This window comes from Nocardia sp. NBC_01499, assembly GCF_045040275.1.
GTDB lineage: Bacteria > Actinomycetota > Actinomycetes > Mycobacteriales > Mycobacteriaceae > Nocardia.
The window spans coordinates 7,430,693-7,453,310 of the sequence record NZ_CP109426.1 but is presented as its reverse complement, the minus strand read 5'-3'; the positions used below and the strand labels follow the sequence as shown (position 1 = coordinate 7,453,310).

Annotated in this window: 20 protein-coding genes; 15 read left to right on the top strand and 5 right to left on the bottom strand. The window is 67.4% G+C overall.

Features of this window, described 5'->3' with window-relative positions; translation table 11 throughout:
* Nucleotides 1-88: 88 nt before the first annotated feature.
* Nucleotides 89-718, bottom strand: a complete 630-nt coding sequence (locus tag OG203_RS34170; RefSeq protein WP_405161340.1) for a TetR/AcrR family transcriptional regulator — start codon at nt 716-718, stop codon at nt 89-91.
* A gap of 249 nt (nt 719-967) precedes the next feature.
* On the opposite strand from OG203_RS34170, the gene OG203_RS34165 reads away from it, so the two are divergent.
* From OG203_RS34165 to OG203_RS34145, 5 genes are all read left to right on the top strand, one after another.
* Entirely contained in the window at nt 968-2,314 is a 1,347-nt protein-coding gene (locus OG203_RS34165; RefSeq protein ID WP_405168099.1) for a flavin-containing monooxygenase, read from the top strand.
* Between the two features lie 3 nt (nt 2,315-2,317).
* Nucleotides 2,318-3,475, top strand: a complete 1,158-nt coding sequence (locus OG203_RS34160; RefSeq protein ID WP_405161339.1) for a serine hydrolase domain-containing protein — start codon at nt 2,318-2,320, stop codon at nt 3,473-3,475.
* The gene (locus tag OG203_RS34155) at nt 3,476-5,125 is read left to right on the top strand and encodes a class I adenylate-forming enzyme family protein (RefSeq protein ID WP_405161338.1); all 1,650 of its coding nucleotides are present in this window, start codon (nt 3,476-3,478) and stop codon (nt 5,123-5,125) included.
* 109 nt (nt 5,126-5,234) lie between these two features.
* Complete coding sequence (locus OG203_RS34150) at nt 5,235-6,092, top strand: alpha/beta fold hydrolase (RefSeq protein ID WP_405161337.1); 858 nt, start codon at nt 5,235-5,237, stop codon at nt 6,090-6,092.
* 306 nt (nt 6,093-6,398) lie between these two features.
* On the top strand, nt 6,399-7,430 hold the full coding sequence (locus OG203_RS34145; RefSeq protein ID WP_405161336.1) for a DoxX family protein: 1,032 nt from the start codon (nt 6,399-6,401) through the stop codon (nt 7,428-7,430).
* Nucleotides 7,431-7,438: 8 nt separating this feature from the next.
* On the opposite strand, the gene OG203_RS34140 is transcribed toward OG203_RS34145, so the two are convergent.
* Both OG203_RS34140 and OG203_RS34135 read right to left on the bottom strand, forming a co-directional pair.
* Nucleotides 7,439-7,870, bottom strand: a complete 432-nt coding sequence (locus OG203_RS34140; protein ID WP_405161335.1) for an STAS domain-containing protein — start codon at nt 7,868-7,870, stop codon at nt 7,439-7,441.
* Nucleotides 7,871-7,965: 95 nt separating this feature from the next.
* Nucleotides 7,966-8,637 (bottom strand): hypothetical protein, encoded by a 672-nt coding sequence (locus OG203_RS34135; RefSeq protein ID WP_405161334.1) that lies wholly within the window; start codon nt 8,635-8,637, stop codon nt 7,966-7,968.
* Nucleotides 8,638-8,934: 297 nt separating this feature from the next.
* On the opposite strand from OG203_RS34135, the gene OG203_RS34130 reads away from it, so the two are divergent.
* Genes OG203_RS34130 through OG203_RS34095 form a run of 8 tightly spaced genes read left to right on the top strand, consistent with a single transcriptional unit; the run spans nt 8,935 to nt 19,385 of the window.
* Complete coding sequence (locus tag OG203_RS34130; protein ID WP_405161333.1) at nt 8,935-9,810, top strand: TauD/TfdA dioxygenase family protein; 876 nt, start codon at nt 8,935-8,937, stop codon at nt 9,808-9,810.
* Complete coding sequence (locus OG203_RS34125) at nt 9,807-10,346, top strand: FcoT family thioesterase (protein ID WP_405161332.1); 540 nt, start codon at nt 9,807-9,809, stop codon at nt 10,344-10,346. Before OG203_RS34130 ends, OG203_RS34125 begins: the two co-directional genes overlap by 4 nt.
* Nucleotides 10,343-11,881, top strand: a complete 1,539-nt coding sequence (locus tag OG203_RS34120; protein ID WP_405161331.1) for a long-chain-fatty-acid--CoA ligase — start codon at nt 10,343-10,345, stop codon at nt 11,879-11,881. Before OG203_RS34125 ends, OG203_RS34120 begins: the two co-directional genes overlap by 4 nt.
* Nucleotides 11,881-12,117, top strand: a complete 237-nt coding sequence (locus OG203_RS34115; protein WP_405161330.1) for a phosphopantetheine-binding protein — start codon at nt 11,881-11,883, stop codon at nt 12,115-12,117. Before OG203_RS34120 ends, OG203_RS34115 begins: the two co-directional genes overlap by 1 nt.
* A complete protein-coding gene (locus OG203_RS34110; RefSeq protein ID WP_405161329.1) occupies nt 12,081-16,484 on the top strand; it encodes an amino acid adenylation domain-containing protein in 4,404 nt (1,467 codons plus the stop codon). Before OG203_RS34115 ends, OG203_RS34110 begins: the two co-directional genes overlap by 37 nt.
* A complete protein-coding gene (locus OG203_RS34105; RefSeq protein ID WP_405161328.1) occupies nt 16,478-17,527 on the top strand; it encodes an ABC transporter substrate-binding protein in 1,050 nt (349 codons plus the stop codon). Before OG203_RS34110 ends, OG203_RS34105 begins: the two co-directional genes overlap by 7 nt.
* The gene (locus tag OG203_RS34100) at nt 17,524-18,603 is read left to right on the top strand and encodes a FecCD family ABC transporter permease (protein ID WP_405161327.1); all 1,080 of its coding nucleotides are present in this window, start codon (nt 17,524-17,526) and stop codon (nt 18,601-18,603) included. Before OG203_RS34105 ends, OG203_RS34100 begins: the two co-directional genes overlap by 4 nt.
* Entirely contained in the window at nt 18,600-19,385 is a 786-nt protein-coding gene (locus OG203_RS34095) for an ABC transporter ATP-binding protein (protein ID WP_405161326.1), read from the top strand. The genes OG203_RS34100 and OG203_RS34095 overlap by 4 nt, the downstream gene beginning before the upstream one ends.
* Before the next feature lie 6 nt (nt 19,386-19,391).
* On the opposite strand, the gene OG203_RS34090 is transcribed toward OG203_RS34095, so the two are convergent.
* Nucleotides 19,392-20,180 carry an SDR family NAD(P)-dependent oxidoreductase gene (locus tag OG203_RS34090; protein ID WP_405161325.1) on the bottom strand — a complete coding sequence of 263 codons (789 nt, stop codon included), beginning with the start codon at nt 20,178-20,180 and terminating at the stop codon, nt 19,392-19,394.
* 87 nt (nt 20,181-20,267) lie between these two features.
* Here OG203_RS34090 and OG203_RS34085 point away from each other — a divergent pair, with 87 nt between their 5' ends.
* Nucleotides 20,268-21,119 carry a helix-turn-helix transcriptional regulator gene (locus tag OG203_RS34085; protein WP_405161324.1) on the top strand — a complete coding sequence of 284 codons (852 nt, stop codon included), beginning with the start codon at nt 20,268-20,270 and terminating at the stop codon, nt 21,117-21,119.
* 35 nt (nt 21,120-21,154) lie between these two features.
* Here the strand turns inward: OG203_RS34085 and sigC are convergent, their stop codons facing one another.
* On the bottom strand, nt 21,155-21,721 hold the full coding sequence (gene sigC / locus OG203_RS34080) for an RNA polymerase sigma factor SigC (RefSeq protein ID WP_405168098.1): 567 nt from the start codon (nt 21,719-21,721) through the stop codon (nt 21,155-21,157).
* 140 nt (nt 21,722-21,861) lie between these two features.
* On the opposite strand from sigC, the gene OG203_RS34075 reads away from it, so the two are divergent.
* Nucleotides 21,862-22,605, top strand: coding sequence for a zf-HC2 domain-containing protein (locus tag OG203_RS34075; protein ID WP_405161323.1), 744 nt, complete (start codon nt 21,862-21,864; stop codon nt 22,603-22,605).
* Nucleotides 22,606-22,618: the final 13 nt, after the last annotated feature.

Genomic DNA, 22,618 nt, shown 5'->3' with positions numbered 1-22,618 from the left:
CTTCGAAATCGAGTCCCAGAACACGATTCCCACGCGGCCAGCGAATATCGAGCTACGCGCGAACCAGGCCCACAAATCGCCCTGTCACTCAGCCCTGTTCGACCGGCGCCCGCAGCGCGGGGAACCAAATATCGGTGAGCACCTCGGCGGCTCGCTCGGCGGAGACATGGATGGTGCCCTGGACCGCCCAGCGGGTGAAAAAGCGCTCGAGTTGGGCGACAAGCAGTTCCACGCGCAGCCGCGCCTCATCGGCGCGATCGGCGGGCCAGCGGTCGAGATAGGACGTCATCGCATTGGGCAGGGCGAGAATCCCGTTGCGGGCGATCTCGCGGAACTCCGGCTCCAGCGCGGTGGCCTCGTCCCAGGCGGGCAGCAGGTCCCGATATTCATGGAACCACTCGATGGCACGGGACACCCAGGCGACGAACTCGGCGCGAGAGCCGGTGTCGAGCACCCGATCCAGGTCCTCGTAGAAGTGCAGTGCGCTGGGGGCTGTGCTCTGTTCGGCGATCGCGCGCAGCACCTCGAGCTTGCTGGTGAAGTGCAGGTAGAAGGTGGCGCGGCTGCAGCCGACGGCGGCGGCGATGTCGTCGACCCGCACCGCCGCGTAGCCGCTGGTGCTGAACAGCTCCTTGGCACCGGCCATCAGCCGCGCCCTGGTCTGCTGCTTCTGCTCGTCCCGCAGAGTGCTGCCCGTCGGATTCGGGTTCGTACGCAACGGCTACCCCTTGTCGGTCGAAAGTTGTGCTGACGTGCGACTTTCGCTGAGCAAGTCTACTGACGCCGACGGCATCCACCGCCTTCACTAGACAATATGTCATTCACTAGACACCATGTCTAGTGAGTGCTACCTTGTTGCCTACGTCACTCCGGAAGCCGCACGGCTACGGACGGTTTCGGCGCCGCAGGCAGGTGACCGCCCCCTCCCAGCACGAGGACAAGTGAATTGACTCAACCCACTCTGCCCATGGTCTGCGTCATCGGCGCAGGCCCCTCCGGCATCACCACCGCGAAACGGCTGCGGGACTTCGGCATTCCGTTCGATCTGTTCGAGGCGTCCGACGAGGTCGGTGGCAACTGGTACTTCAAGAATCCGAACGGTATGTCGGCGTGCTACCAGTCGCTGCACATCGATACCAGCAAGTTCCGACTGGCATTCGAGGACTATCCGGCGCCCGAGGACTGGCCGGATTTCCCGCACCATTCGCAGTTGTTCCAGTACTTCAAGGATTACGTCGATCATTTCGGCTTCCGGGACAAGATCCTGTTCGACACCAAAGTCACCGCGGCCGAACGACAGACCGACGGCCGCTGGCTTGTCACCGCGAGCGACGGCCGCACCCGCGACTACGACGTGCTGATCGTCTGCAATGGTCACCACTGGGATCCGCGCACCCCCGATTACCCCGGCGAATTCGACGGCGTGCTGCTGCACAGCCACGCCTACAACGATCCGTTCGACCCGGTCGATATGCGCGGCAAGCGGGTCGTCGTGGTCGGCATGGGCAATTCCGGGCTCGACATCGCCTCGGAACTGTCGCAGCGCTTCGTCGCGGCAAAGCTCACCGTTTCCGCCCGGCGCGGCGTCTGGGTACTGCCGAAGTACGTGAACGGCAAGGTCGGTGACAAGCAGAGCGTGCCGTCCTGGATTCCGCGCAAGGTCAGCCTGAAACTCAAGCAGCGCTTCGTCCGTAAGTTCCGCGGCGACATGGAGTTCTACGGGCTGCCCAAGCCCGATCACCTGCCGTTCGAGGCGCATCCGTCGGCCAGCGAGGAGTTCCTGCACCGCGCAGGCTGCGGCGATATCGCGTTCAAGCCCGCCATCACGGCGCTGGAGGGTCCGCGGGTTCGCTTCGCCGACGGCAGCACCGAGGAGGTGGACGTGATCGTCTGTGCCACCGGCTATCACATCAGCTTCCCGTTCTTCTCGGATCCGAACCTGGTGCCGGACGAGCAGAATCGCATCCCGCTGTTCAAGCAGATGATGAAGCCGGGCGTGGACAACCTGTTCTACCTGGGCCTGGCGCAACCGCTGCCGACCCTGGTGAATTTCGCTGAGCAGCAGAGCAAGCTGGTCGCCGCCTACCTCACCGGCAAGTACCTGCCGCCTTCGGAACCGGAGATGCACGAGGCGATCCGCGCGGCGGAGCAGCGCAGGAGCGGGCGCTACTACAACTCGCCTCGACACACCATCCAGCTCGAGTTCGAGCCGTACGTGCGCGATATGAACAAGGAAATGGCAAGGGGCGCAAAGCGTGCCGCCGCGAACGGTTACGCACTACCGGTGCCAGCCAGGGCGCTCGAGAGCGCATGACCGATGACAATTTCCGGCTTCTGTACCGACCAATTCGCCGGTGTCCGAGAGGAATTGGCGAATCAGCTCGCCTCGGGCGAGGAGCTCGGCGCGGCCATCTGTGTGACGGTCGACGGCGAGCCCGTCGTCGACCTCTGGGGCGGGTACCGCGATAGCGAGCGCACCGTGCCGTGGACCGAGGACACCCTGGTCAACGTCTTCTCGATCAGCAAGACGATGACCGCGCTGTCCGCGCTGCTGCTTGTCGATCGCGGCGAGCTGGACGTACGGCAGCGGGTCGCGCACTATTGGCCGGAGTTCGCGGCGAACGGCAAGGGCGACATCGAGATTCGGCACATCCTCGGACATACCTCCGGCGTCTCCGGCTGGGCACGACCGATCGAGCTTGCCGATATCTACGACACCGAGGCGGCCAGCGCTCGGCTCGCCGCCCAACCGCCGTGGTGGGCACCGGGTACCGCGTCGGGCTATCACGCACTGAACTACGGGCACCTGGTCGGCGAGGTGATCCGCCGCATCACCGGCCGCGGCCTCGGGCAGTTCTTCGCCGAGGAACTCGCCGATCCGCTTGGCGCTGACTTCCATATCGGCACCGGTCCCGAACTCCACCACCGCATCGCGGCGCTGATCCCGCCGCCGCGGCTGGAGTTCGACATGGCTTCGCTCGATCAGACGAGCATTCTGGTCAAGACCCTCACCAGTCCACTGCTCGAGCTCGAGGAAGCCAACAGCGCCGCGTGGCGGCGGGCCGAGATCGGCGCGGTGAACGGCCACGGCAATGCCCGTTCGGTGGCCAGGATTCAGTCACTGGTTTCCGGTGGCGGTGTGCTCGACGGCCGAAGGCTGTTGTCGGAGAAAACAATCGAGCTGATCTTCGAGCAACAGTCGGACGGAACCGATTTGGCGCTGCTGGTGCCGCTTCGCTTCGGCATCGGCTACGGCCTCCCCCAGCCACAGACCGCGCCGCAGGTCCCCGACGGCCGCGTCTGCTGGTGGGCCGGACTCGGCGGCGCCATCGTCGTCAACGATCTGGATCACCGAATCACCTTCGCCTACACCATGAACAAGATGGCGCCCGGACTAATCGGCTCCGCCCGCGCCGACGCCTACTTACACTCGGTGTTCACCGCGGTAAGGGCCAACGACGAGGAAGTGCGGTAGATGACAAAGCCTTTCGACCTACAGGCCTTGGCCGCCGCGGCGGCGGCCCGACTCACCGGACCCGGTGGGCGATTCGAGATGGTGGTCGAGGATGTGCTCGGCACACCGCTTCCGGTGTTGCGGCACCGTGGCAAGTCGCTCGGCGACGTGCTTGCGGCGTCGATCACGTGGGGGGAGCGCGACTATCTCGTCACCGAGGACCGCCGGGTGTCGTTCACCGAGCATGCGGCGGCGGTCGGGGCGCTGGCCAGGGCGCTGCGCGACCGATACGGCATCGGAAAGGGTGATCGGGTCGGCATTCTGGCCGCGAACACCCCCGAATGGGTCATGACGTTCTGGGCGGCGCAATGCCTGGGCGCGATCGCGGTGGGCTACAACGCGTGGTGGACGCCGCGCGAGATCGCCTACGGCGTCGAGCACACCGGGCCCGCCGTGCTCGTCGTCGACGCGAAACGCGCGGCGCTGGTGGCGGAGTTGGATATTCGCGTGCCGGTGCTCACCATGGAGCACGACCTGCCCGCGCTGATCGCCGAATTCGGCAGCGGCGCACTCCCACTCGCGGAAGTGGCCGAGGACGACCCGGCGGCCATCCTGTACACCAGCGGTACCAGCGGACGGCCGAAGGGCGCGGTGCATTCGCATCGAAATGTGCTTGCGGTCATCGGTTATCACCTGTTCAACGACACACTGGCCGCCGAGCTCAAAGGCGCGACCGAACCGCCGAGCGGCCGCAGGTTCCTGCTGACCTCCCCGCTGTTCCACATCGCGAGCCTGCACAACCTGGTGGCGCCTCGACTGGTAACCGGCGATACGTCCGTGCTGTACCAGGGCTCGTTCGACGCGGACCGGGTGCTGCGCCTGATCGAACGCGAACGCATCACCAATTGGGGCGCCATGCCGACCATGGCCACCCGTTTGTTGGAACAAGACCTGTCCCGGTACGACCTGTCCTCGCTCGCCTCACTCTCGCTGAACTCGGCGCCGTCCTCGGCGGCACTGCAACACCAACTGCGCGAACAACTTCCGGTGGCGCGCACCGCGCTGGTCACCAGCTACGGGCTCACCGAGTGCAGTACCGCGGCAACTATCACCAGCCCCGCCGAACTCGCCGCGTTCCCGGATACGGTGGGCCGCCCCATCATCGGATCCACCGTGCAGATCCGCGACAGCGCGGGCAACCCCGTTCCCGACGGCACCGAAGGCGAGATCTGCGTGCGCAGTGTGTACGTGATGCTCGGCTACTGGAACAACGAGGCGGCGACCGCGGCCGCGATCACCGAGGACCGCTGGCTGCGCACCGGCGATATCGGCGTGCTGGCCGAGGGCAGGCTGCGATTGTCCGGTCGGCGTTCGGATCTCATCCTGCGCGGCGGCGAGAACGTGTATCCCATCGAGATCGAACAGTGCCTGGAAGAGCACCCCGCGGTCCGCGAATGCGCCGTCATCGGTGTGCCGCACCCCGACCTCGGCCAACAGGTCGCCGCACTCGTCGTCGTCGAAAACTCTTCGGCCACAACCGAAGAAGAGCTGCGCGCTTTCACTGCGGAACGGATCGCCTACTACAAGGTGCCCGCGCGCTGGCGGCTGACCACGACGGCACTACCGCGCAATGCCACGGGCAAGGTAGTGCGCACCGGCATCGAGGTGTGAGCAACAGGCCCGACAGGAACCGCCGAAGTCCCAGCTCACCACTTGACAACATCGTAAAATTGGGGCGGATCGGGTGACGTGTGCACCCGGCCGCTCGCAAGGAGTCAATGTGGACATTTTCGAGCATCGGGGCAGGGCTGTGGCCTTCGAGCGTGCCGGTAGCGGCGCGCCGGTGGTGTTCCTGCACAACGCGGGCACCCAACGCCATATCTGGGACGACCAGGTGGCAACGCTGCGCCGCGACCACGAGGTATTCGCCCTCGACCTGCCCGGTTACGGTGAATCCGACCAGCCTGCGGACGGCTACCGCCTCGCCGACTATGTGCACATGCTCGGCGCTTTTCTCGACACCCACCGTCTCACCGATGTGGTCCTGGTAGGCAACTGCCTCGGCAGCGCCACTTCGCTGAGCTACGCCATGGGCCATCCGGACCGGGTGCGGGCTCTCGTCCTGATCAACCCGCTGACCTTGGACACCGTCAGCTCCGGCCAGTCCGCCGCGCTGGCCTGGGCCGATGCGCGGCTGCCGCTGGGACCGCTGGCCCGCAGGCTCGCGCTGCCCGGCCGCGCCGTCTCGCTGATCATCGCCAACCAGCTCGGTTCCCGAGGTAAGCGGCAAAAGCTGCAGGACTCTCCCCGCCTGCGCGCCCACTGGTCCGATCGCGGCCGCCTGCTCGCCCTGCACGGCCTCGTCCAGGACTTCCCCGCCTACGCCGCCTTCGACCGGTTCGACCCGCCCGCCGACTTCCCGCCGATCTGCACCGTCTGGGGCAAGCAGAACCGCATCCTGTCAGCCCGCGCGGGCGCCCGCCTCAATCGCAAGCTGCACGTCCACACGGCGGTGGAGCTGCCAGACTGCGGCCACCTGCCGATGGTGGAGGACCCGGACAGGGTCACCTCGGTCATCACCGATTTCCTGGCGACGACGAGCAACGCGACGATCCCCAAGGCCGTCGGCGGTTCCTGAGTCACACAGCGACGCCATCGGGTACCGCCCCCGTCACGCTGTCCGAACGCACACCGCAACCGGCGCTTCTGAATCTGTTGTCCAGAGACAACAGATCTCGTTTGCACATGGGTAACTCATCGGGCACGAGCTCAATCCGCACGGACATAACCGCCGGTCGCCAACACCCACTTTCACCGCACCCTGAGTCTGGCCTGAATACACGGAGAGGCGGATAAGCTACGCCCGTTCTCTCCGCCCACCGGGTTTGATGCGACACCTTCCGGGAACCCGGTCGAATAGAGCCGTCGAGGAAAGGGATCCGTCATGTTGTTACGCCGACTTGCCCGCCCGCTTTTGGCCACTGTCTTTGTCGTGGAGGGTGTCGATACGTTGCGGCACCCGGAATCACGCGTGAAGGCGGCGACCGAGCTGGTGCAGCGAGGCCAGCGTCAGCTGCCCGAGGAATACGCGGCGAAGCTGCCGAACGATCCGGGAACTGCCGTACGGATCAATGCGGGCGCCCAGGTAGCCGGTGGTGTGCTGCTGGCGTTGGGCAAGGCGCCACGCCTGGCCGCGTTTGTCCTGGCCGCGACCGTCATCCCGGCCACGGTGACCGAACAGGACTTCTGGAACGAACCGGACCCGGCGCAGAAGGCGACCAAGCGGAACGCGTTCCTCAAGGATCTCGGGCTGCTCGGCGGGCTGATGATCGCCGCCGCCGATACCGAGGGCAAGCCTTCGCTTGGCTGGCGCGGCAAGCGGGCCGCCCGCGACGCCGCGGCAACGGTCACCGCCGCGCTGCCGTTCACCGGATCTTCCGATGGGGCGACCGGCGAGGTGCTGAAGCGTCGTGCACACGAAGTCGCCTCGGCGGCAGGCAGTTTCGGCAGTGCGGCGGCCAGCAAGGGTTCCGAGCTCGCCGATACCGTGCAGCAGCACGGCCCCGAATGGGCCGCTGCCGCAAAGGAACACGCCGCCCCGCTGGCCGAGGTGGCCAAGGAGCGCGGCGCAGAACTGGCCGATGTGGCCAAGCACCGCGGCGCGGAATGGGCCGAACTCGCGCGGGAGCGCGGACCGAAGTGGGCCGAGCTGGCCAGGGAACGCGGCGCCGAGCTGGCGGAGCTGGCCAGGGAGCGTGGCGCGGAGTTGGCCGATGTGGCCAAGCACCGCGGCGCCGAATGGGCCGAACTCGCCAAGGAACGCGGTGTCGAGTTCGCTGAGGTCGCCAAGGAACGTAGCGCCGAGCTGGCCGATACCGCACGCGAGCGCGGTCCCGAACTCGCCGACACCGCACGCAAGCGCGGCAGCCGGTACGCCGACACCGCTCGGCATCGTGTCGAAAAACGGCTGAACTGAGCCGAAAACTAAGCCGTCTCTTCGTATCCGACAGCGCCGTCGGCCAGCGCGGCGCCCAGCGACCTCACCCGATGGAAGCTGGGCGCCAAACCGGTCACCTCGAGCGCGCGATCGACACAGCGCGCCTCGGTGATCAATACCATTCGGCGCCTGGTCTTTTCGGCTTGCGTCTGCGCGTCGACCAATACCCGAAGCCCGGCGGCGCCCATGAAGGTGACCGGTGAAAGATCCAGCACGATCATGACGGATCCGGCACCGAACACCCGGCAGAGCTGATCGCGGAAGCTCGGCGCGGTACACAGATCGATCTCGCCGTCCACCAACATCATCGCGATATCTCGGCGCGGACGGCACACCGAAAAACGAAGAATGTCAGTGACTTCCACTGCCGAGCGATCCAGGGGCGGTGCGGCGAACCGCTCGTCGTCATTGAGGGACATATGCCGACTCCTCGGTCTGCCACCACACGGACAGGCCTGTCTTTCAAGAATGGCACGGCAGCTCAGGTCTGTACAGCACGCCAGCCCCCAGGGGCTCAGCTCGTCGCTTGTTTGCCCAACGCGCCCGCGAACAGCAGTCCGCCGATGACCGCGGCGGGGACACCGAGTGCGATGGTGCCGATAATCGCGCCGATCGGTGCTGCGGCGGCACCGGTTACCAGGCAGCCACCGAGGAAGCCGGGAACCGCGAGGACACCGATGGTCGGGACGGCCGCCGCCGCGCCGACCAGCGCGCCGCCCGCGACGCAGCCGATGCCGGCGCCGATGGCCGTGCCGATCAGTGTGCCTAGTGCGACGCCGAGCCCGGCGACGGTGGCGAAGTTCATCACGGCGGTGTTGAAGTCGGCGGATTGCGGGTCGATGGCGATATCGCGGAGTTCGGGCGGGGCGGGCTCGGCGGCGTCCGGGTCGGTGCTCGGCGTCAGGGTGGCCGTGTTGCCGTCGATCTTGGCTGTGATAGGCCACACTTTGCTGTCGCGTTGATAGCTGAGCGGCATCGAGACGAGCAGGCGGCCCGCGTTGTCGTTGATCAGAAACTGCCCGTCGCGTGCGGTCAGCGAGCCCGCGTCCATGGTCAGCACCACCGACTTGTCGACCATGCCTGCGGTGTAGTGGATTTCAGGCGCGGCGGCATGTGACGTGCCCGCCGAACCGACCAGCGCGGCAACCATGCACGCCGCCACCGTCACGAATGTTGTTCTACCCATGGGAATCCCTCATCTGCTCGCCGCGGCACAGTCCGGGCACGCGGTCTCAACGCGCATACTGCGCCCTGTTGAATACGAAAGTTGTTGCGAAGAAGCACTATTGGCGAGTCAGCCGAGACTGGTCGGGTCGCCTTGCGGAGCGGCACTCGGTGCCGCGGATGGACGCTAGCCCCAGACGGGCTTGCCGTGCAACAAGTCTTCGCCGACTGTCGGCTAGCTCACAGCGATCGCAATAGGCCAGACAAAACGGGCGAAATTGCCGGGAACTACCGGACGTAGTTGTCCGACTAAGTGGTCATGCAGCGAACAGCCATGCGGATCAGCCCGCAGGGAGATTTCGGTGTGGTGGTCGAGGACTTCGACCCCACATCGCACGATGACATCCGTGCGGTCAAGCGTGCCGTGTACCGCGAGCGGATCGCGGTGATCAAGGGCATCGAGCTCGATCCGCACCAATTCGTCGCGCTGGCAAGCGGTTTCGGCGACCCGGTTCGGTACTACGAGCCGATCTATCACCACCCGGAGGTGCCGGAGGTGTTCGTGTCGTCCAATGTCGACACCGGTGAGCAGCGGGTCGGTGTGCCCAAGACCGGGAAGTTCTGGCATTCGGACTACCAGTTCATGGCGCGCCCGTTCGACCTGACCTTCACCCACACCCAGGTGGTGCCGACGCACAGCCGGGGCACCTATTTCATCGACCTCGCCCGCGCCTACCAGCAGCTCAGCCCCGAGCTGCGGCGATCGGTCGCCGATACGGTGGCGACGCACAGCGTCCGCCGCTACTTCAAGATCCGGCCGAGCGACGTGTACCGACCCATTTCGGAGCTGCTGGCCGAGATCGACGGCAAGACGCCGCCGGTGACGCTGCCGACGGTCCACCCGCACCCGCACACCGGCGAGCCCGTTGTGTACGTCAGCGAGGGCCTCACCGAGTCCATCACCGCGGCGGACGGCACCGACCGCCCCGACTTGCTGCACGAATTGCTTTCCGCCACCGGACAACTCGACGACACCTTCGAGCATCCGGCGATCCGGCTGCAGACCTTCGAACGCGGCGATCTGCTCATCTGGGACAACCGCAGCCTGGTGCACCGGGCGCTGCACAACGCCACCTGCGAGCCGGCGGTGTCGCATCGGGTCACCGTGTACGACGACGAGGGCATCCCGGCATGACCGGCGAGGTGTTCCCGAACGATCCGTGGCTGCTGTCGGAGGTGCTGCGCTGCTACAAGCCGCATTGCCGCTATCTGCGCGAGCTGACGGTCCAGCCGAGGGGCGAACAGGCCACTGCCACCGCGACATTCGAGATTCCCGAGTCCTGCTACATCGATGCGACGGGACACCTGAATTCGGTCGAGGTGAACATCTGCTACAACCAGATGCTGTATCAGACCATCGCGGTGCTGGTGCGGCATCGAGCCAGCCCGCTGTTCGGCGACTGGACCATGGACGACTACTGGCGACGCCAGCTGCCCGACATCCTGATCACCCGGCTCGACAGCGAGTACCGGCGACCGATCGATCCGCGGCGGTTCTACGGCGAGTTCACCCTCGACGGCAGTCAGGAACGAATCAGCACGGCCGACGGCACCCCGTTCACCTCGCTGGACACGTCGTTCCGGTGTTGGGATGACGAGGGCGGGCAGTGCTCGGGCAACGTCCGTTTGGCCATCGTGTCCGCGGCGCGACCGCTGGGAGCGGTGCGATGAGCGAGCCCACTGTCACGTCGATCCTGGCCAAGCACGCGCGGAATCGGCCGGACACCCTCGCCATCGCCTGCGCCGGAGTGGGACTCGACTACGCGCGGCTGCGCGCGGACAGCATCCGGCTCGCCCGCGCCCTGCGTGCCGCTGGCATCGCCAAGGGCGCTCGGGTGGCGTACCTGGGCAAGGAGTCCGTCGACTACTACAGCCTGTTCTTCGCCTGCGCGCGGCTCGGCGCGGTGCTGGTGCCGATCAACTTCCGGCTGACCGCGCCTGAGGTCGAACACATCATTCGCGATTCGGGCAGCGCGCTCGTGCTCGTCGACGCCGATACCGTCGATATCGCCCGGTCCGCCGCGCCGGACGTGCGGGCGGTCGGGCTGGACGGCGACGAGTTCGCCGGATGGCTCGGTGGTGTCGCCGACCCTGATCCCGACGAACGGCCGTCCGGCCGCGACGACGCGGTGATCCAGCTCTACACCAGCGGGACCACCGGGCTGCCCAAAGGTGTTGTGCTGGCACAGCGCAGCTTCTTCGCCATCGCGGACGAACTGGCGGAGGCCGGGCTTGACTGGCTCGAATTCCGCGACGGCGACCGCAACCTCATCGGCATACCCGGCTTCCACGTCGGTGGAATCTGGTGGGCCATGCAGGGTTTCGCGGCGGGGATCACCAATGTGGCGATGCCGCGGTTCGACAGCACCACCGCGGTGGCGATCATCGAGGAGGCTCGGATCACCACGATGTGTGTCGTCCCGTCCATGCTGCGGCTCATTCTCGGCGAGCCGAGGGTGACGCCGGAGGCGGTCGGCTCGGTGCGCAAGGTCGTCTATGGCGGGTCACCGATTTCGGAGACGCTGCTGCGCGAAGCATTGGAGCTCTTCGGTGCCGAGTTCGCGCAGATCTATGGCCTGACCGAGACAGGAAACACCGCGATCTGCTTGCCGCCGAAGGAGCACGTGGCTGGCAATCCGCGCTTGGCCGCGGCGGGGCGTCCGTATCCCGGTGTGTCCGTACGGATCATCGATGCTGCGGGCACGCCGCGCGAACCCGGCGAGGTCGGCGAGATCTGCCTGCACACACCGGCCGCCATGCTCGGCTACTGGAATCTGCCGGAAGCCACGGCCGAAACACTCATCGACGGCTGGATTCACACCGGGGACGCGGGCTACGTCGATGCCGACGGCTATCTGTATATCCGAGACCGGTTGAAGGACATGATCATTGTCGGCGGCGAGAACATCTATCCCGCCGAGATCGAGAACGCCCTCGCCCGGCATCCGGCCGTGGCGGATTCGGCGGTGATCGGCGTGCCGGACGACGCCCTCGGCGAATCGGTGCACGCGTTCGTCGCGTGCCGCCCCGGCGAGCAGGTCCGGGTGCGCGAGCTGATGACGTTCTGCCGGGAACACCTGGCGTGGTTCAAGATTCCGGTGCGATTCGAGTTCGTCGAACGCATTCCGCGCAATCCGAGCGGCAAGATCCTGCGCTGGCAACTGCGCGACCGGTTCTGGGCCGACCGGGACAGACAGGTCAACTGATGGAACCACTCACCTACGACAGCGTGCGGGCCGATATCGCCGACCTGCTCTACCTGGAGCCGCACGAACTGGCCGACACCGACGATCTGTTCGCCGCCGGACTGGATTCGGTGCGGCTGATCGGCCTGATCGAGCGGTGGAAGGCACGCGGCGCCACACCGGCTTTCGTTGACCTGGCCGAGAATCCCACCGTCGCCGCGTGGTGGCCGTTGCTCGCGCCGCGGCCTGCGCCGTGAGCGTCGCGCGGCCGTTGACCGCCGCGCAGCTCGGTGTCTGGCTCGGTCAGCAGCTAGATCCGACCGCTGCGGTCTTCAATATCGCCGAGTACGTCGAGATTTCGGGGCCGGTGGCGGTGGATCTGCTGGTGGCTGCCATTCGGGTGGCGGTCGATGAGGCTGCGGCGCTGCATATTCGGTTCATCGAGGACGGTCCGCGGCAGATCGCGGAGTCACCGGACTGGGACGTCGAGGTGGTGGATGTCTCCGGCGAGCCGGATCCGCTGGGCGCCGCGCTGGCTCTGATGGATCGGGACGTCGCGCAGCCGCTCGACCTGACCGGCGACATCCTATTCGCGCACATCGTGTTCCGGCTCGATGCGCGGCGCACGCTCTGGTACCACCGGGTGCATCACATCCTACTGGATGGCTATGGCATGGCGCTGATCGCGCGTCGCGTTGCCGAGCTGTACACAGCGGCCGCGGCCGGAATCGCCGCGCCGCCTTATGCGTTCGGGTCTTGGGATGCCGTCCTGGATACGGATATCGCGTACACCGAATCCGCGGATCTCGATCGCGACCGCGAGTTCTGGCTCGACTACCTCCGCGATCGCCCCGCACCGGTGACCCTGTCCGGTGCGGCGCCGCGCTCGACATCTGTTGCGAGCCGGACACTTCGGGAGTTCACCACGCTGGACTCCGAAACTGTCGCGCTGCTACGTAGCGTCGCGGAAGCCGCCCGCGCCAATTGGACCGACGTGCTCACCGCCGCGGTCGCCGCCTACGTGCACCGGATGACCGGGGCCACCGAGGTGTGTCTCGCGCTTCCGATCATGCTGCGCACCGGCACGCCCGCGCTGCGCGTGCCGTGCATGACGCTCAATGGTGTCGCGCTGTGGACCGATTTCGCGGACGATCCGACGCTGACCGACCTCACCGGTCGGGTCGCCCGGCATCTGGTCCGCAGCCGACGCCATCAGCGCTATCGCAGCGAGCAGGTGCGCCGTGACCTGGGCCTGGTCGGCAGCGACCGCAGCATGTACGGCCCGTCGGTCAACATCATGCTGTTCGATTACGACCTGCGGTTCGGCGAACGCACCAGCGCGGTGCGCAACGTGACCGCGGGCATGATCGACGACCTGGTCTTCAACCTCTACGACCGGATGGACGGCACCGGACCCACGCTGTATCTCGACGGTCATCCGAGCGCGTACACCTCGGCTGAGCTGGCCACTCATTTGCGCCGCTTCACGACGTTCCTCCGTCGAACACTGGACCAGCCGAGTCAGCCGCTCGCCGCGGCTGACCTGTTCCTGCCCGGGGAACAAGAGTGGTTACGCGCCAACAGCCGTGGTCCTGAACGCCGTCGGCCCGACAGCACCGTGCACGACTTGCTTGCCGCCCAGGTTGCCCGCACCACGACGGCTACCGCGCTCGTCACCACCGACGGCACGAAGCGTGCTCTCACTTACGGCGAACTAGCCACGCGGACACGAGCATTGAGCGCCAGGCTGACAGCAGCGGGTACTCGCCGCGGTGACGCGGTGGCGGTGTTGCTTCCGCGCACAGGTGATGCGATCGTCTCGCTGTTCGCCGTACTCGCCTGCGGTGCAACCTATGTCCCGCTCGATCCGGGGCAGCCTGCGCCACGAGTTGCGCTACTCCTTGACGGTCTCGATGGCCACTCCGACGGGTCAGCGCTCACCGCGATCATCACCACGACCGCGTTAGCCGCACTGGTCCCCATACCGCTACGTGACCGCACCATCCTTCTCGATGAATTCGCCACTACTGCACCACAATCAACCGAAGGCACCTACCTTCCGGCCCGGCTGCACCCGGAACATCCGGCCTGGGTGATTCACACTTCGGGCACCACCGGAACACCCAAGGCCGTGGTGATTTCGCACCGATCCGTGGTGAACCTGTATCACCATCATCGCGAGCACCTCATCGAGCCCGCAGCGGCGGCGCAGGGTGGGCGGCGGATGCGGGCGGCGCTCACCGCGTCGATGACGTTCGATACCGCGTGGGAAGGGTTGCTCTGGCTGCTCGCGGGCCATGAGCTGCATCTCATCGATGACGATCTACGGCGCGATCCCGACCGTCTGGTGCGCTACATCCGAGAGCAGCGCATCGACTTCCTCGATGTCACACCGACTTTCGCGCGTGAGCTGTTGTCTGCGGGGCTGCTTGCGGGGGACCACCGTCCGTCGGTAATCGCACTCGGCGGTGAAGCGACCGATCCAGCGCTGTGGACTGCGTTGCGTGCCGAGCCGGGTGTCTCGGTCTATAACCTGTACGGCCCAACGGAATGCACGGTCGATGCCACGTGGACCACCGTGGCCGCGCATACCACGCCGTCCATCGGGGTCCCCGTCACCAATGGCCGCTGTCACGTACTGGATCAAGCCTTACGGCCGGTTCCCCCGGGGGTCGTCGGCGAGCTGTACGTCGGCGGAATGCCGGTCGGGCAGCGCTACCTCGGCCAGTCGGCGGCGACTGCCACACGATTCGTGGCCGACCCGTTCGACGCGAACGGCGGTCGCCTCTACCGCACCGGAGACGTGGCGCGGTGGCAGGCGGACGGCCACCTCGAGTATCTTGGCCGCGGCGACAGCCAGATGTCGTTGCGCGGCTATCGGATCGAGGTCGGCGAGGTTGAGGCCGCGCTCACCGCACATCCGCAGGTCGGCGCGGCCGCGGTGGGTATCCACGCGGAAGTCCTTGTCGCCTATGTGGTGCCGAGCACGGGTGAGCCCGACGCACGAGCCTTGCGCAGCCACCTGGCCGGGCGGCTGCCCGACTACATGGTTCCGTCGGTGTACGTCGTGCTGGATCGCCTGCCGCACACCAGGAACGGAAAGCTGGACCGAGCGGCGCTGCCCCCTCCCCCGGACGCCGAGTGCACCGAGCGGCCCGCGCGTACGCCCACCGAACGCGCACTGGTCCGGTTGTTCGCCGAGGCGCTCGAGCTCGAGTCGGTCGGTATCGATGACGACTTCTTCGCTCGCGGCGGCCATTCGCTACGCGCGGCGCGGGTGCTGAACGGGGTCAGGGCGGCCTTCGGGGTGCGGTGGGATCTGCGCGCCATGTTCGACACACCCACCGTCGCCGGGCTCGCCGAACGTCTCGATTCGGGTCGCGACGTCGATGAGTTGTCCTGGACGGCAGCCGATCTCGAAGCGGATATCCACCTCGATGACGCGATCCGTGCGACGGCCAAGCCGCCGGCCGCGGTGCGCGCGGTGCTGCTGACCGGTGCCACCGGATTCCTCGGTGCGTTCCTGCTCGCGGCTCTACTGGAACGCACCGACTTTCAGGTGTACTGCCTGGTCCGAGCGGACAGTGATCGCGCGGCGCTGCATCACATCCGATCCGCCTTCACCCGTTACGGTCTCGACAACGTGCTGGCCGATCACCGGGTTACCGCAGTCGCGGGCGACCTCGCCCTCCCCCAGCTCGGCCTGTCGCCTACCCGGTATCGGGAACTGGCCGACGCCATCGATGCCATCGTGCACAACGGTGCCCGAGTCCATCACTTCGAGCCGTACTCCCGGCTGCGCCCGGCGAATGTCGAAGGCACCGAACGCATTCTGCGGCTCGCGACGACCGGCACAGTCAAACCGGTGCACTTCGTGTCCTCCGTCGACACCGCGTTCGCCGTGGACGGCAATCCGCCGATCCTCACCGAAGACCGGCGAGTGGCCGCGAACTCGTTGCCGCACAACGGATATGTCGCGAGCAAGTGGGTCGCGGAGGGTCTGGTGTACGCCGCCGCCGACCGCGGCGTACCGGTCACGGTGTCGCGCCCCGGTCGTATCGGCGGACACTCGCGGACCGGGGCCTCCGGCCCGGATGACGCGTTCTGGAGCCTGATTCGCGCGATGGTCGTGCTCGAGGCCGTCCCGGACGAGATCTACGGCGCGGCCACCATCGACATGGTGCCCGTGGATTGGGTCGCCGCCGCCATCACCCACCTGGTCGCCCAACAGCCTGCAGCCCGCACCTTCCACCTGACCAGCCAACGCCCGCTGCGGTTCGCCACCATCGTCGACGCGCTACGCGAACGCGGCTACCCGGTCGCGGCCATCCCCTCCTCGACCTGGCACGCCCGGTTGACCGCCATGGCGGACCGCGCTTCCGCACAGGACGATCACGCACTGACCATTGCCCGCGCGCACACCGCACACCTGGCACCCTCTGGCGACACCATCACCTACGGACGCGACAACACCCGCGCCGCACTCATCGATTCGGCGCTCCCGCAACCGGATTCCGCCGCCGCGCTCACCGCCGGGATCGACTACCTGATCGAGACCCGATTCCTCCCGCCGCCACCAGCCGTCCCGGCCATGGCGCAACGATCGAGAAGGCAACCATGCTGACAAAACGCGCGCTGCTACTGGCACTCGCGGCGAGCACCCTCGCCGTCACCGGCTGCACGACCTCGGTGACCGACACGACGGACAACAGGCCGTCCGCGACGACCGAGGGTGTCACCAAATACCCGGTGTCCCTGGAGAATTGCGGCAAGACCTACACGTTCACCGAGGCGCCGAAGCGCGTCGTCGTGATGAACGGTGGTTCCGTCGGCGAGGTGTCCTCGCTCATCGCGCTCGGCGTCGCCGACCGCGTGGTGGCCAACGCGCAGTCCTACGGCGCCTCCGACATACCGGACCGTGCCGCCGCGATCGACGCGCTGCCGACCGGCAAGTTCACGCCGAACAGCCTGCAAGATATCCCACGTGAGGCGATGCTGAACCAGCATCCCGACCTGGTGATCTCCACCACCGGTGGTGGTTTCGCCGCCGACCAGGGTTTCGCGACCCGCGAGGAGCTGGCTGCCACCGGCGCCAATACCTATGTGCCCCGGTCGAACTGCGCCGTGACCGGAGCCGTCACCGGCACCCCGACCATCGAGGACAGCTACGCGCTGCTACGCGACCTCGGCACCATCTTCGATGTGCCGGGCCGGGCCGACCGTCTCATCGCCGACTCGCAGCGCGCGATCGCCGAAACGACGGCACTGGTCGCCGATCAACCGAAGCAGAACGTGCTGCTCGTCTTCCCCGGCATGGGCATGGGTGACTCCTCGGACTTCTCCGCGATCGCGGCGGGCGGCATCTGGAACGACGTCATCGGCAAGGCGGGCGGGGTGAACCCGTTCAACCGGGACGACGGCACCACCTTCGTGACGATCAGCAAGGAACAGCTCGCGGTGACACCGATCGACGGGCTCATCGTGGTCAACTACCGCAGCCCCGACATCGACGCCGCCGCCAAGCGGATCCTCGAGCAGTTCCCGCAGTGGAGCGCCACGAAGACCAATAACTATGCGGTGCTGTCGGATTCGATCTACCTCGGCCCGAGCAATGACGTCGCCGTGCAGCGCATCGCGAAACTGGTGCACCCCGAGCAGTTCCGATGACCCGTGGGAGCGGCGCCTGCGGAGCGACCCATCGCGGCGGCACCACCCGTGCGCCATTGGCGGCGACGCCGCTGCCGATCGCGCTCGCCGCGTCGGCGGTGGTGCTGCTCGCGGTGATGCTGCTGTCGATCGCGGCGGGCTCGGTCACCGTGTCCGTCGTCGACACCGGCCGGGTGATCCTTGCCCATTTGTCCGGCAAGACACCGGATGTCGGCTTCACCGTCGATCAGATCGTCTGGAACTACCGGCTGCCCCGGGTGATCCTGGCCGCGCTGTGCGGCTGCGGGCTCGCGGTGGCCGGCGTGATTCTGCAAGCGCTGGTGAACAATCCCCTGGCTGACCCGTACGTGCTCGGGCTGTCCTCCGGTGCGTCGCTCGGCGCGGTGATCGTGGTCGTCACCGCGGGCGGCGTGCTCGGCGGCGTCGGGGTGTCCGCCGCGGCGTTCTGCGGCGCGATCGCGACCATCGCGGTGGTGTTCCTGCTCGGGCAGCAACGCGGCACCCTTGTGCCGACCCGCTTGGTGCTGGCGGGTGTCGCGGTGGGCTATCTACTCCTCGCGGCGACGAACTACCTGCAGATGCGTGCGACGCCGAATGAGCTACGGGCGGTGATGTTCTGGACGATGGGCAGCGTCTCCGGGGCCAGTTGGAGTCGGCTCGGCCCGGTCACGGTGGTGGTGCTGGTGACCGTCGCCGTGGTGCTCGCCTTCGGTCGTCGGCTGAATGTGCTCGGCACCGGCGATGAGCAGGCCACCGCGCTCGGCGTCGACGTGCGCGCGCTCCGGATCATCCTGCTGGTGCTCGCCTCGCTGCTGACCGGTGTGCTGATCGCGGTCGCGGGCGGAATCGGCTTCGTCGGCTTGATGATTCCGCATCTGGTCCGCCTCGCGTTCGGCATGGACCACCGGCGGGTACTGCCGCTGTCCGCACTGATCGGCGCCGCGTATCTGGTTGCGGTCGACCTGCTTTCGCGCACCATCGACGCACCCAACGAGTTGCCGCTCGGCATCTTCACCGCCGCGTTCGGTGCCCCGTTCTTCCTCTGGCTGCTGCGCCGAAACGGTGGACTCACATGAGCGCCTCGGCCGAATTGTCGGTTGCCGGAGTGAGTGTCACGTTCGGCGATGCCCCCATCCTCGACAAGGTGACACTGCAGGCACCGCCGGGCACGGTCGTCGGCATCGTCGGCCCCAACGGCAGCGGCAAGACCACACTGCTGCGCACCATCTATCGATCACTGCAACCCACCGCGGGCATCGTCGCGATCGATGGCGCCGACATCGCCGCGATGTCGATCCGCAGCACGGCGCGCACCACCGCGGCCGTGCTCCAGAATGGTTCGGGCTCACCGGAACTCACGGTCGCCGAGGTGGTCGGGCTCGGCCGCAATCCGCATCACGCGCTGTTCAGCCGGGATACCGCGGCCGACCTCCAGGCCATCGACCTCGCGATGGCACGGACCGGCGTCACCGCCTACGCCGACCGCACCGTCGGCTCGCTGTCCGGCGGCGAACGCCAGCGCGTTCTGCTCGCCAGGGCACTCGCGCAACACCCGCGCCTGCTCGTGCTCGACGAACTCACCAACCACCTCGACGTCCGGGCCCGTTTCGAACTGCTCGACCTGATCCGCTCGACCGGCATCACCACCCTCGCGGTACTGCACGAACTCGATCTCGCCGTCCGCTGCTGCGACCGCCTGGTCGTCCTCGATCACGGCAGCGTCGTCGCGGCGGGCGAGGTGCTAGAGGTGATGACACCCGAGCTACTCCGAAAGGTATTCGGCGTACACGCCACCGCGACCCGCCACGACGACGGAGTCATCCGATTGCACTACGCCGCAACCCCTTTGGCTGAGTGACCCGGTTCAGGCGCGCAGTCCGCCGTCGACCCGAAGGACGGTGCCCGTCACATAGGAGGCGCGGTCGCTGAGCAACCATGCGGCGGCCTGGGCGATCTCGTCGGGGTCGGCGACGCGGCCCAGCGGGGTGAGCGCGTTGAGTCGCTCGATGACGCCGGGCGAGTCCGCTTCCCAGTCGCGGATCATCTCGGTCAGCGTGCTGCCGGGGGCGATCGCATTGACGCGGATACCTTCCGGACCGTAAGTGACAGCGGCCGATTCGGTGAGGCTGTTGACCGCCCGTTTCATCGCACCGTAGGTGGGCAGTTCCGGATTGCCCATCAAACTGCCGACGCTGGAGGTGTTGACGATGGCGCCGGTGCCCGCGGTCGCCCGGATAGCGGCGACCTCGGCGACCATGGACAGCCACGGGCCCTTGAGGTTCACGGCGTAGATGTAGTCGAGATCGGCCTCCGGCACCTGGTCCATCGGGCCGGACGGCCCCAATGCCGCCCCATTGTTGAAGGCGACGTCGAGCCGCCCGTACAGGTCGACGGCGCGGTCGACGGCGGCGCGCACGCTGGCCGGATCGCCCAGATCGCACACCACGTAGTCCGCAGTGCCGCCCGCGGCCCTGACCTCCTCGGTCACCGTCTTCAGCTGCGCCTCGGTCCGGGCCGCGAGCAACACTCGGGCACCCTCCCTGGCGAACAGCCGCGCCGCGGCGGCGCCGATGCCGCGTCCCGCACCGGTGATGAAGGCGACCTTGTCTGCCAGCAGGCCCGCCGCGGCATGAGTAGTCAGTGTGTTGTCCATGGCGTCGAGCCTCGACTCGAACGCGGAGCCGATCCAGGTACCGGCTGTACCTGGATCGGCTCCGCGACTGCCGAGCACACTGAAGGTGTGGACAGACGAGAACTAGCGGACTTCCTACGCAGCAGGCGTGCGCGGATCACCCCCGCCGACGTTGGTCTGCCCGCCGGAACACGCCGTCGTACCCCGGGGCTGCGCCGCGAGGAGGTGGCACAGCTGGCTTTCATCTCGACCGAGTACTACACGCGGCTGGAACAGGCCCGTGGCCCGCGGCCGTCGCGCGAGGTGCTGGCCGGTTTGGCTCGCGCACTGCGCCTTTCGGACGCCGAACGCGCCCACCTGCACCACCTCGCCGGTGCACCGCCAGGTCCACCGGCCGGGCCGTCGCGCGAGGTGCGGCAGAGCATCCTCGACCTGCTGCGGCGGCTGCCGCAGGCCGCCGCGATCGTGACGTCGGCGACCTGGGAGGTGATCGCCTGGAACGAGCTGGCGGCCGCGTTGATGGAGGACTTCTCCGCCTTGTCGCGACGCGACCGAAACCTGCTGCGGCGGAACTTCCTCGGGCCGCGCCTGCACGGGCGGCGGTTGTACGGGGTGTCGGACGCGGACACGTTCGCCCGTAGCGCGGCCCATGACCTGCGCGCCGCCGCCGCCCGCTACCCCGACGATCCGGAGGTGACCGAGCTGGTTGCCGAGCTGCTCGCCGGCAGCCCGGAGTTCGCCCGACTGTGGGCATCCCACGATGTGTGTGCCGAGCCCACCTTGTGCAAGACCTTCGAGCATCCGCTGGTCGGCCCGATCGCGGTCAATTGCGATGTCCTCGACATCACCGACCGGGACCAGCGAGTCGTGATCTACACCGCGACCCCTGGCTCACCGACCGAGCAAGCACTCCAGCTGCTGTCGGTCATCGGCACTCAGCGCATGGACGCCGCGCCCTGAACACTCGACTGACCTCTGGGCTGTTCGTAAGCCGGTCAGCCGTTGGCGCTGCGCCGAACGCCGAAACGCGTTGCGGCGACTAGATCTTCGCGTCCGCGAGCCACCCGGGAGCGGACGGTGCCCACCGGGCAGCCGCACACTGCGGCGGCTTCGGCGTAGGACAGACCGAGCACCTGGGTGAGTACCAGCGCCTCGCGTCGCTCCGGCGCGAGATCGTCAAGCAGCAGGTTCAGTTCGACGATCTCGGTCAGCCCGTCCCGGCGCGGCACCTGCCGGTCGGCCGCCGCCATCCAGTCGACGCCGTGCGCGATCTTCGGCCGAGCCACCGCCATGCGCACCTGATCGACGACAACCCGGCGCGCGATGGACAGCAGCCAGGTGCGCGCGCTGGCGCGGCCCTCGAAACGCTTGATGCTGCCGAGTGCCCGCAGGTAGGTCTCCTGGGTCAGGTCGTCGGCACGGCCGACCTCGGTCAGATGGGCGAGCAACCGCCACACATCCTTCTGGGTGGCCCGGATGAAACCTTCCAGTGCCCGCCGGTCGCCACGCGCCGCCGCCAGTGCCAGGCGGGTGGTCTCGTCATCCTCGGCGGGCGTCGGCATGGTGTCGACAATAACCGGCGGCCACGGCGTCAGCGGACCGGCCCGCACGAGGTAACCCACGTCACCACGGCGAGCAGTGAACGCCGCCACCAATAACAACCGCCGGGAACTTCGGCGTCCGGATAGACGACAATCTGGACGTGGAGTGCAAAGTGTGCCGGACGGCGCTGTCGGCCCGGATCGACGGCGAGCGTGAGACCGTTCCCGCCGCCAGGGTCGACGAGCACCTCGAGCAGTGCGCCGAGTGCTGCTCCTGGTACGTCGCCGCGGTGGAGACCTCGAAGCTGTTGCGCGGCGCCTCGTCATACGCGCCGGACCTGACCGACGCCATCTTCGCTGCCGCCGAATTGGAGCGGCCGCGGCCGTCGCGGCTGACCAGGCTGCTCGGCGCCGTGCCCACCGCACGCACCGCGTTGACCCGCGTCCTGCTCGGCTTGCTCGGCGTCCTGCAGTGCGTATTGGCCGTGGCCCAGCTGGCCGGGCTGGACTTCGGCATGAGTCATCAGCACGGTGCCGAGATGACCAGGCACCTGCTCAACGAGAGCACCGCGTGGAGCCTGGCGATCGGCGTCGGGTTCATCTACTGCGCGCTGCGGCCGCACGCCGCCGCGGGGGTGCTTCCGGTGCTCGGTGTGCTGGTCGCCGCGTTGAGCGCGTTCGTCGTGGCCGATCTGTACTCCGGTGTGGTGCCGCTGTCCCGGGTCCTCTCGCACGGCCTGCTGGTCGTCGCCCTGGTGCTGGTCGTGGTCGTGCATCGGACGCGACGCCCGGAAACCTCGCCGCCGACCAGCGACCGCGTCCCGGTCGACCTGGTCCTGCCGCCGGGCGCACAGCTCGGCAGGCGCACCCGCCACCTCCGCTCGACCCAAGATCCCGCCGCGTGATGAACGGACTTTC

Coding starts and splice junctions, on each gene's coding strand:
- OG203_RS34095 (WP_405161326.1), top strand. CDS start 18,600: ATGAGCGCCTCGGCCGAATTGTCGGTTGCCGGAGTGAGTGTCACGTTC.
- OG203_RS34135 (WP_405161334.1), bottom strand. CDS start 8,637: ATGGGTAGAACAACATTCGTGACGGTGGCGGCGTGCATGGTTGCCGCG.
- OG203_RS34115 (WP_405161330.1), top strand. CDS start 11,881: ATGGAACCACTCACCTACGACAGCGTGCGGGCCGATATCGCCGACCTG.
- OG203_RS34125 (WP_405161332.1), top strand. CDS start 9,807: ATGACCGGCGAGGTGTTCCCGAACGATCCGTGGCTGCTGTCGGAGGTG.
- OG203_RS34145 (WP_405161336.1), top strand. CDS start 6,399: ATGTTGTTACGCCGACTTGCCCGCCCGCTTTTGGCCACTGTCTTTGTC.
- OG203_RS34090 (WP_405161325.1), bottom strand. CDS start 20,180: ATGGACAACACACTGACTACTCATGCCGCGGCGGGCCTGCTGGCAGAC.
- OG203_RS34120 (WP_405161331.1), top strand. CDS start 10,343: ATGAGCGAGCCCACTGTCACGTCGATCCTGGCCAAGCACGCGCGGAAT.
- OG203_RS34165 (WP_405168099.1), top strand. CDS start 968: ATGGTCTGCGTCATCGGCGCAGGCCCCTCCGGCATCACCACCGCGAAA.
- OG203_RS34140 (WP_405161335.1), bottom strand. CDS start 7,870: ATGTCCCTCAATGACGACGAGCGGTTCGCCGCACCGCCCCTGGATCGC.
- OG203_RS34130 (WP_405161333.1), top strand. CDS start 8,935: ATGCAGCGAACAGCCATGCGGATCAGCCCGCAGGGAGATTTCGGTGTG.
- OG203_RS34105 (WP_405161328.1), top strand. CDS start 16,478: ATGCTGACAAAACGCGCGCTGCTACTGGCACTCGCGGCGAGCACCCTC.
- sigC (WP_405168098.1), bottom strand. CDS start 21,721: ATGCCGACGCCCGCCGAGGATGACGAGACCACCCGCCTGGCACTGGCG.
- OG203_RS34100 (WP_405161327.1), top strand. CDS start 17,524: ATGACCCGTGGGAGCGGCGCCTGCGGAGCGACCCATCGCGGCGGCACC.
- OG203_RS34155 (WP_405161338.1), top strand. CDS start 3,476: ATGACAAAGCCTTTCGACCTACAGGCCTTGGCCGCCGCGGCGGCGGCC.
- OG203_RS34160 (WP_405161339.1), top strand. CDS start 2,318: ATGACAATTTCCGGCTTCTGTACCGACCAATTCGCCGGTGTCCGAGAG.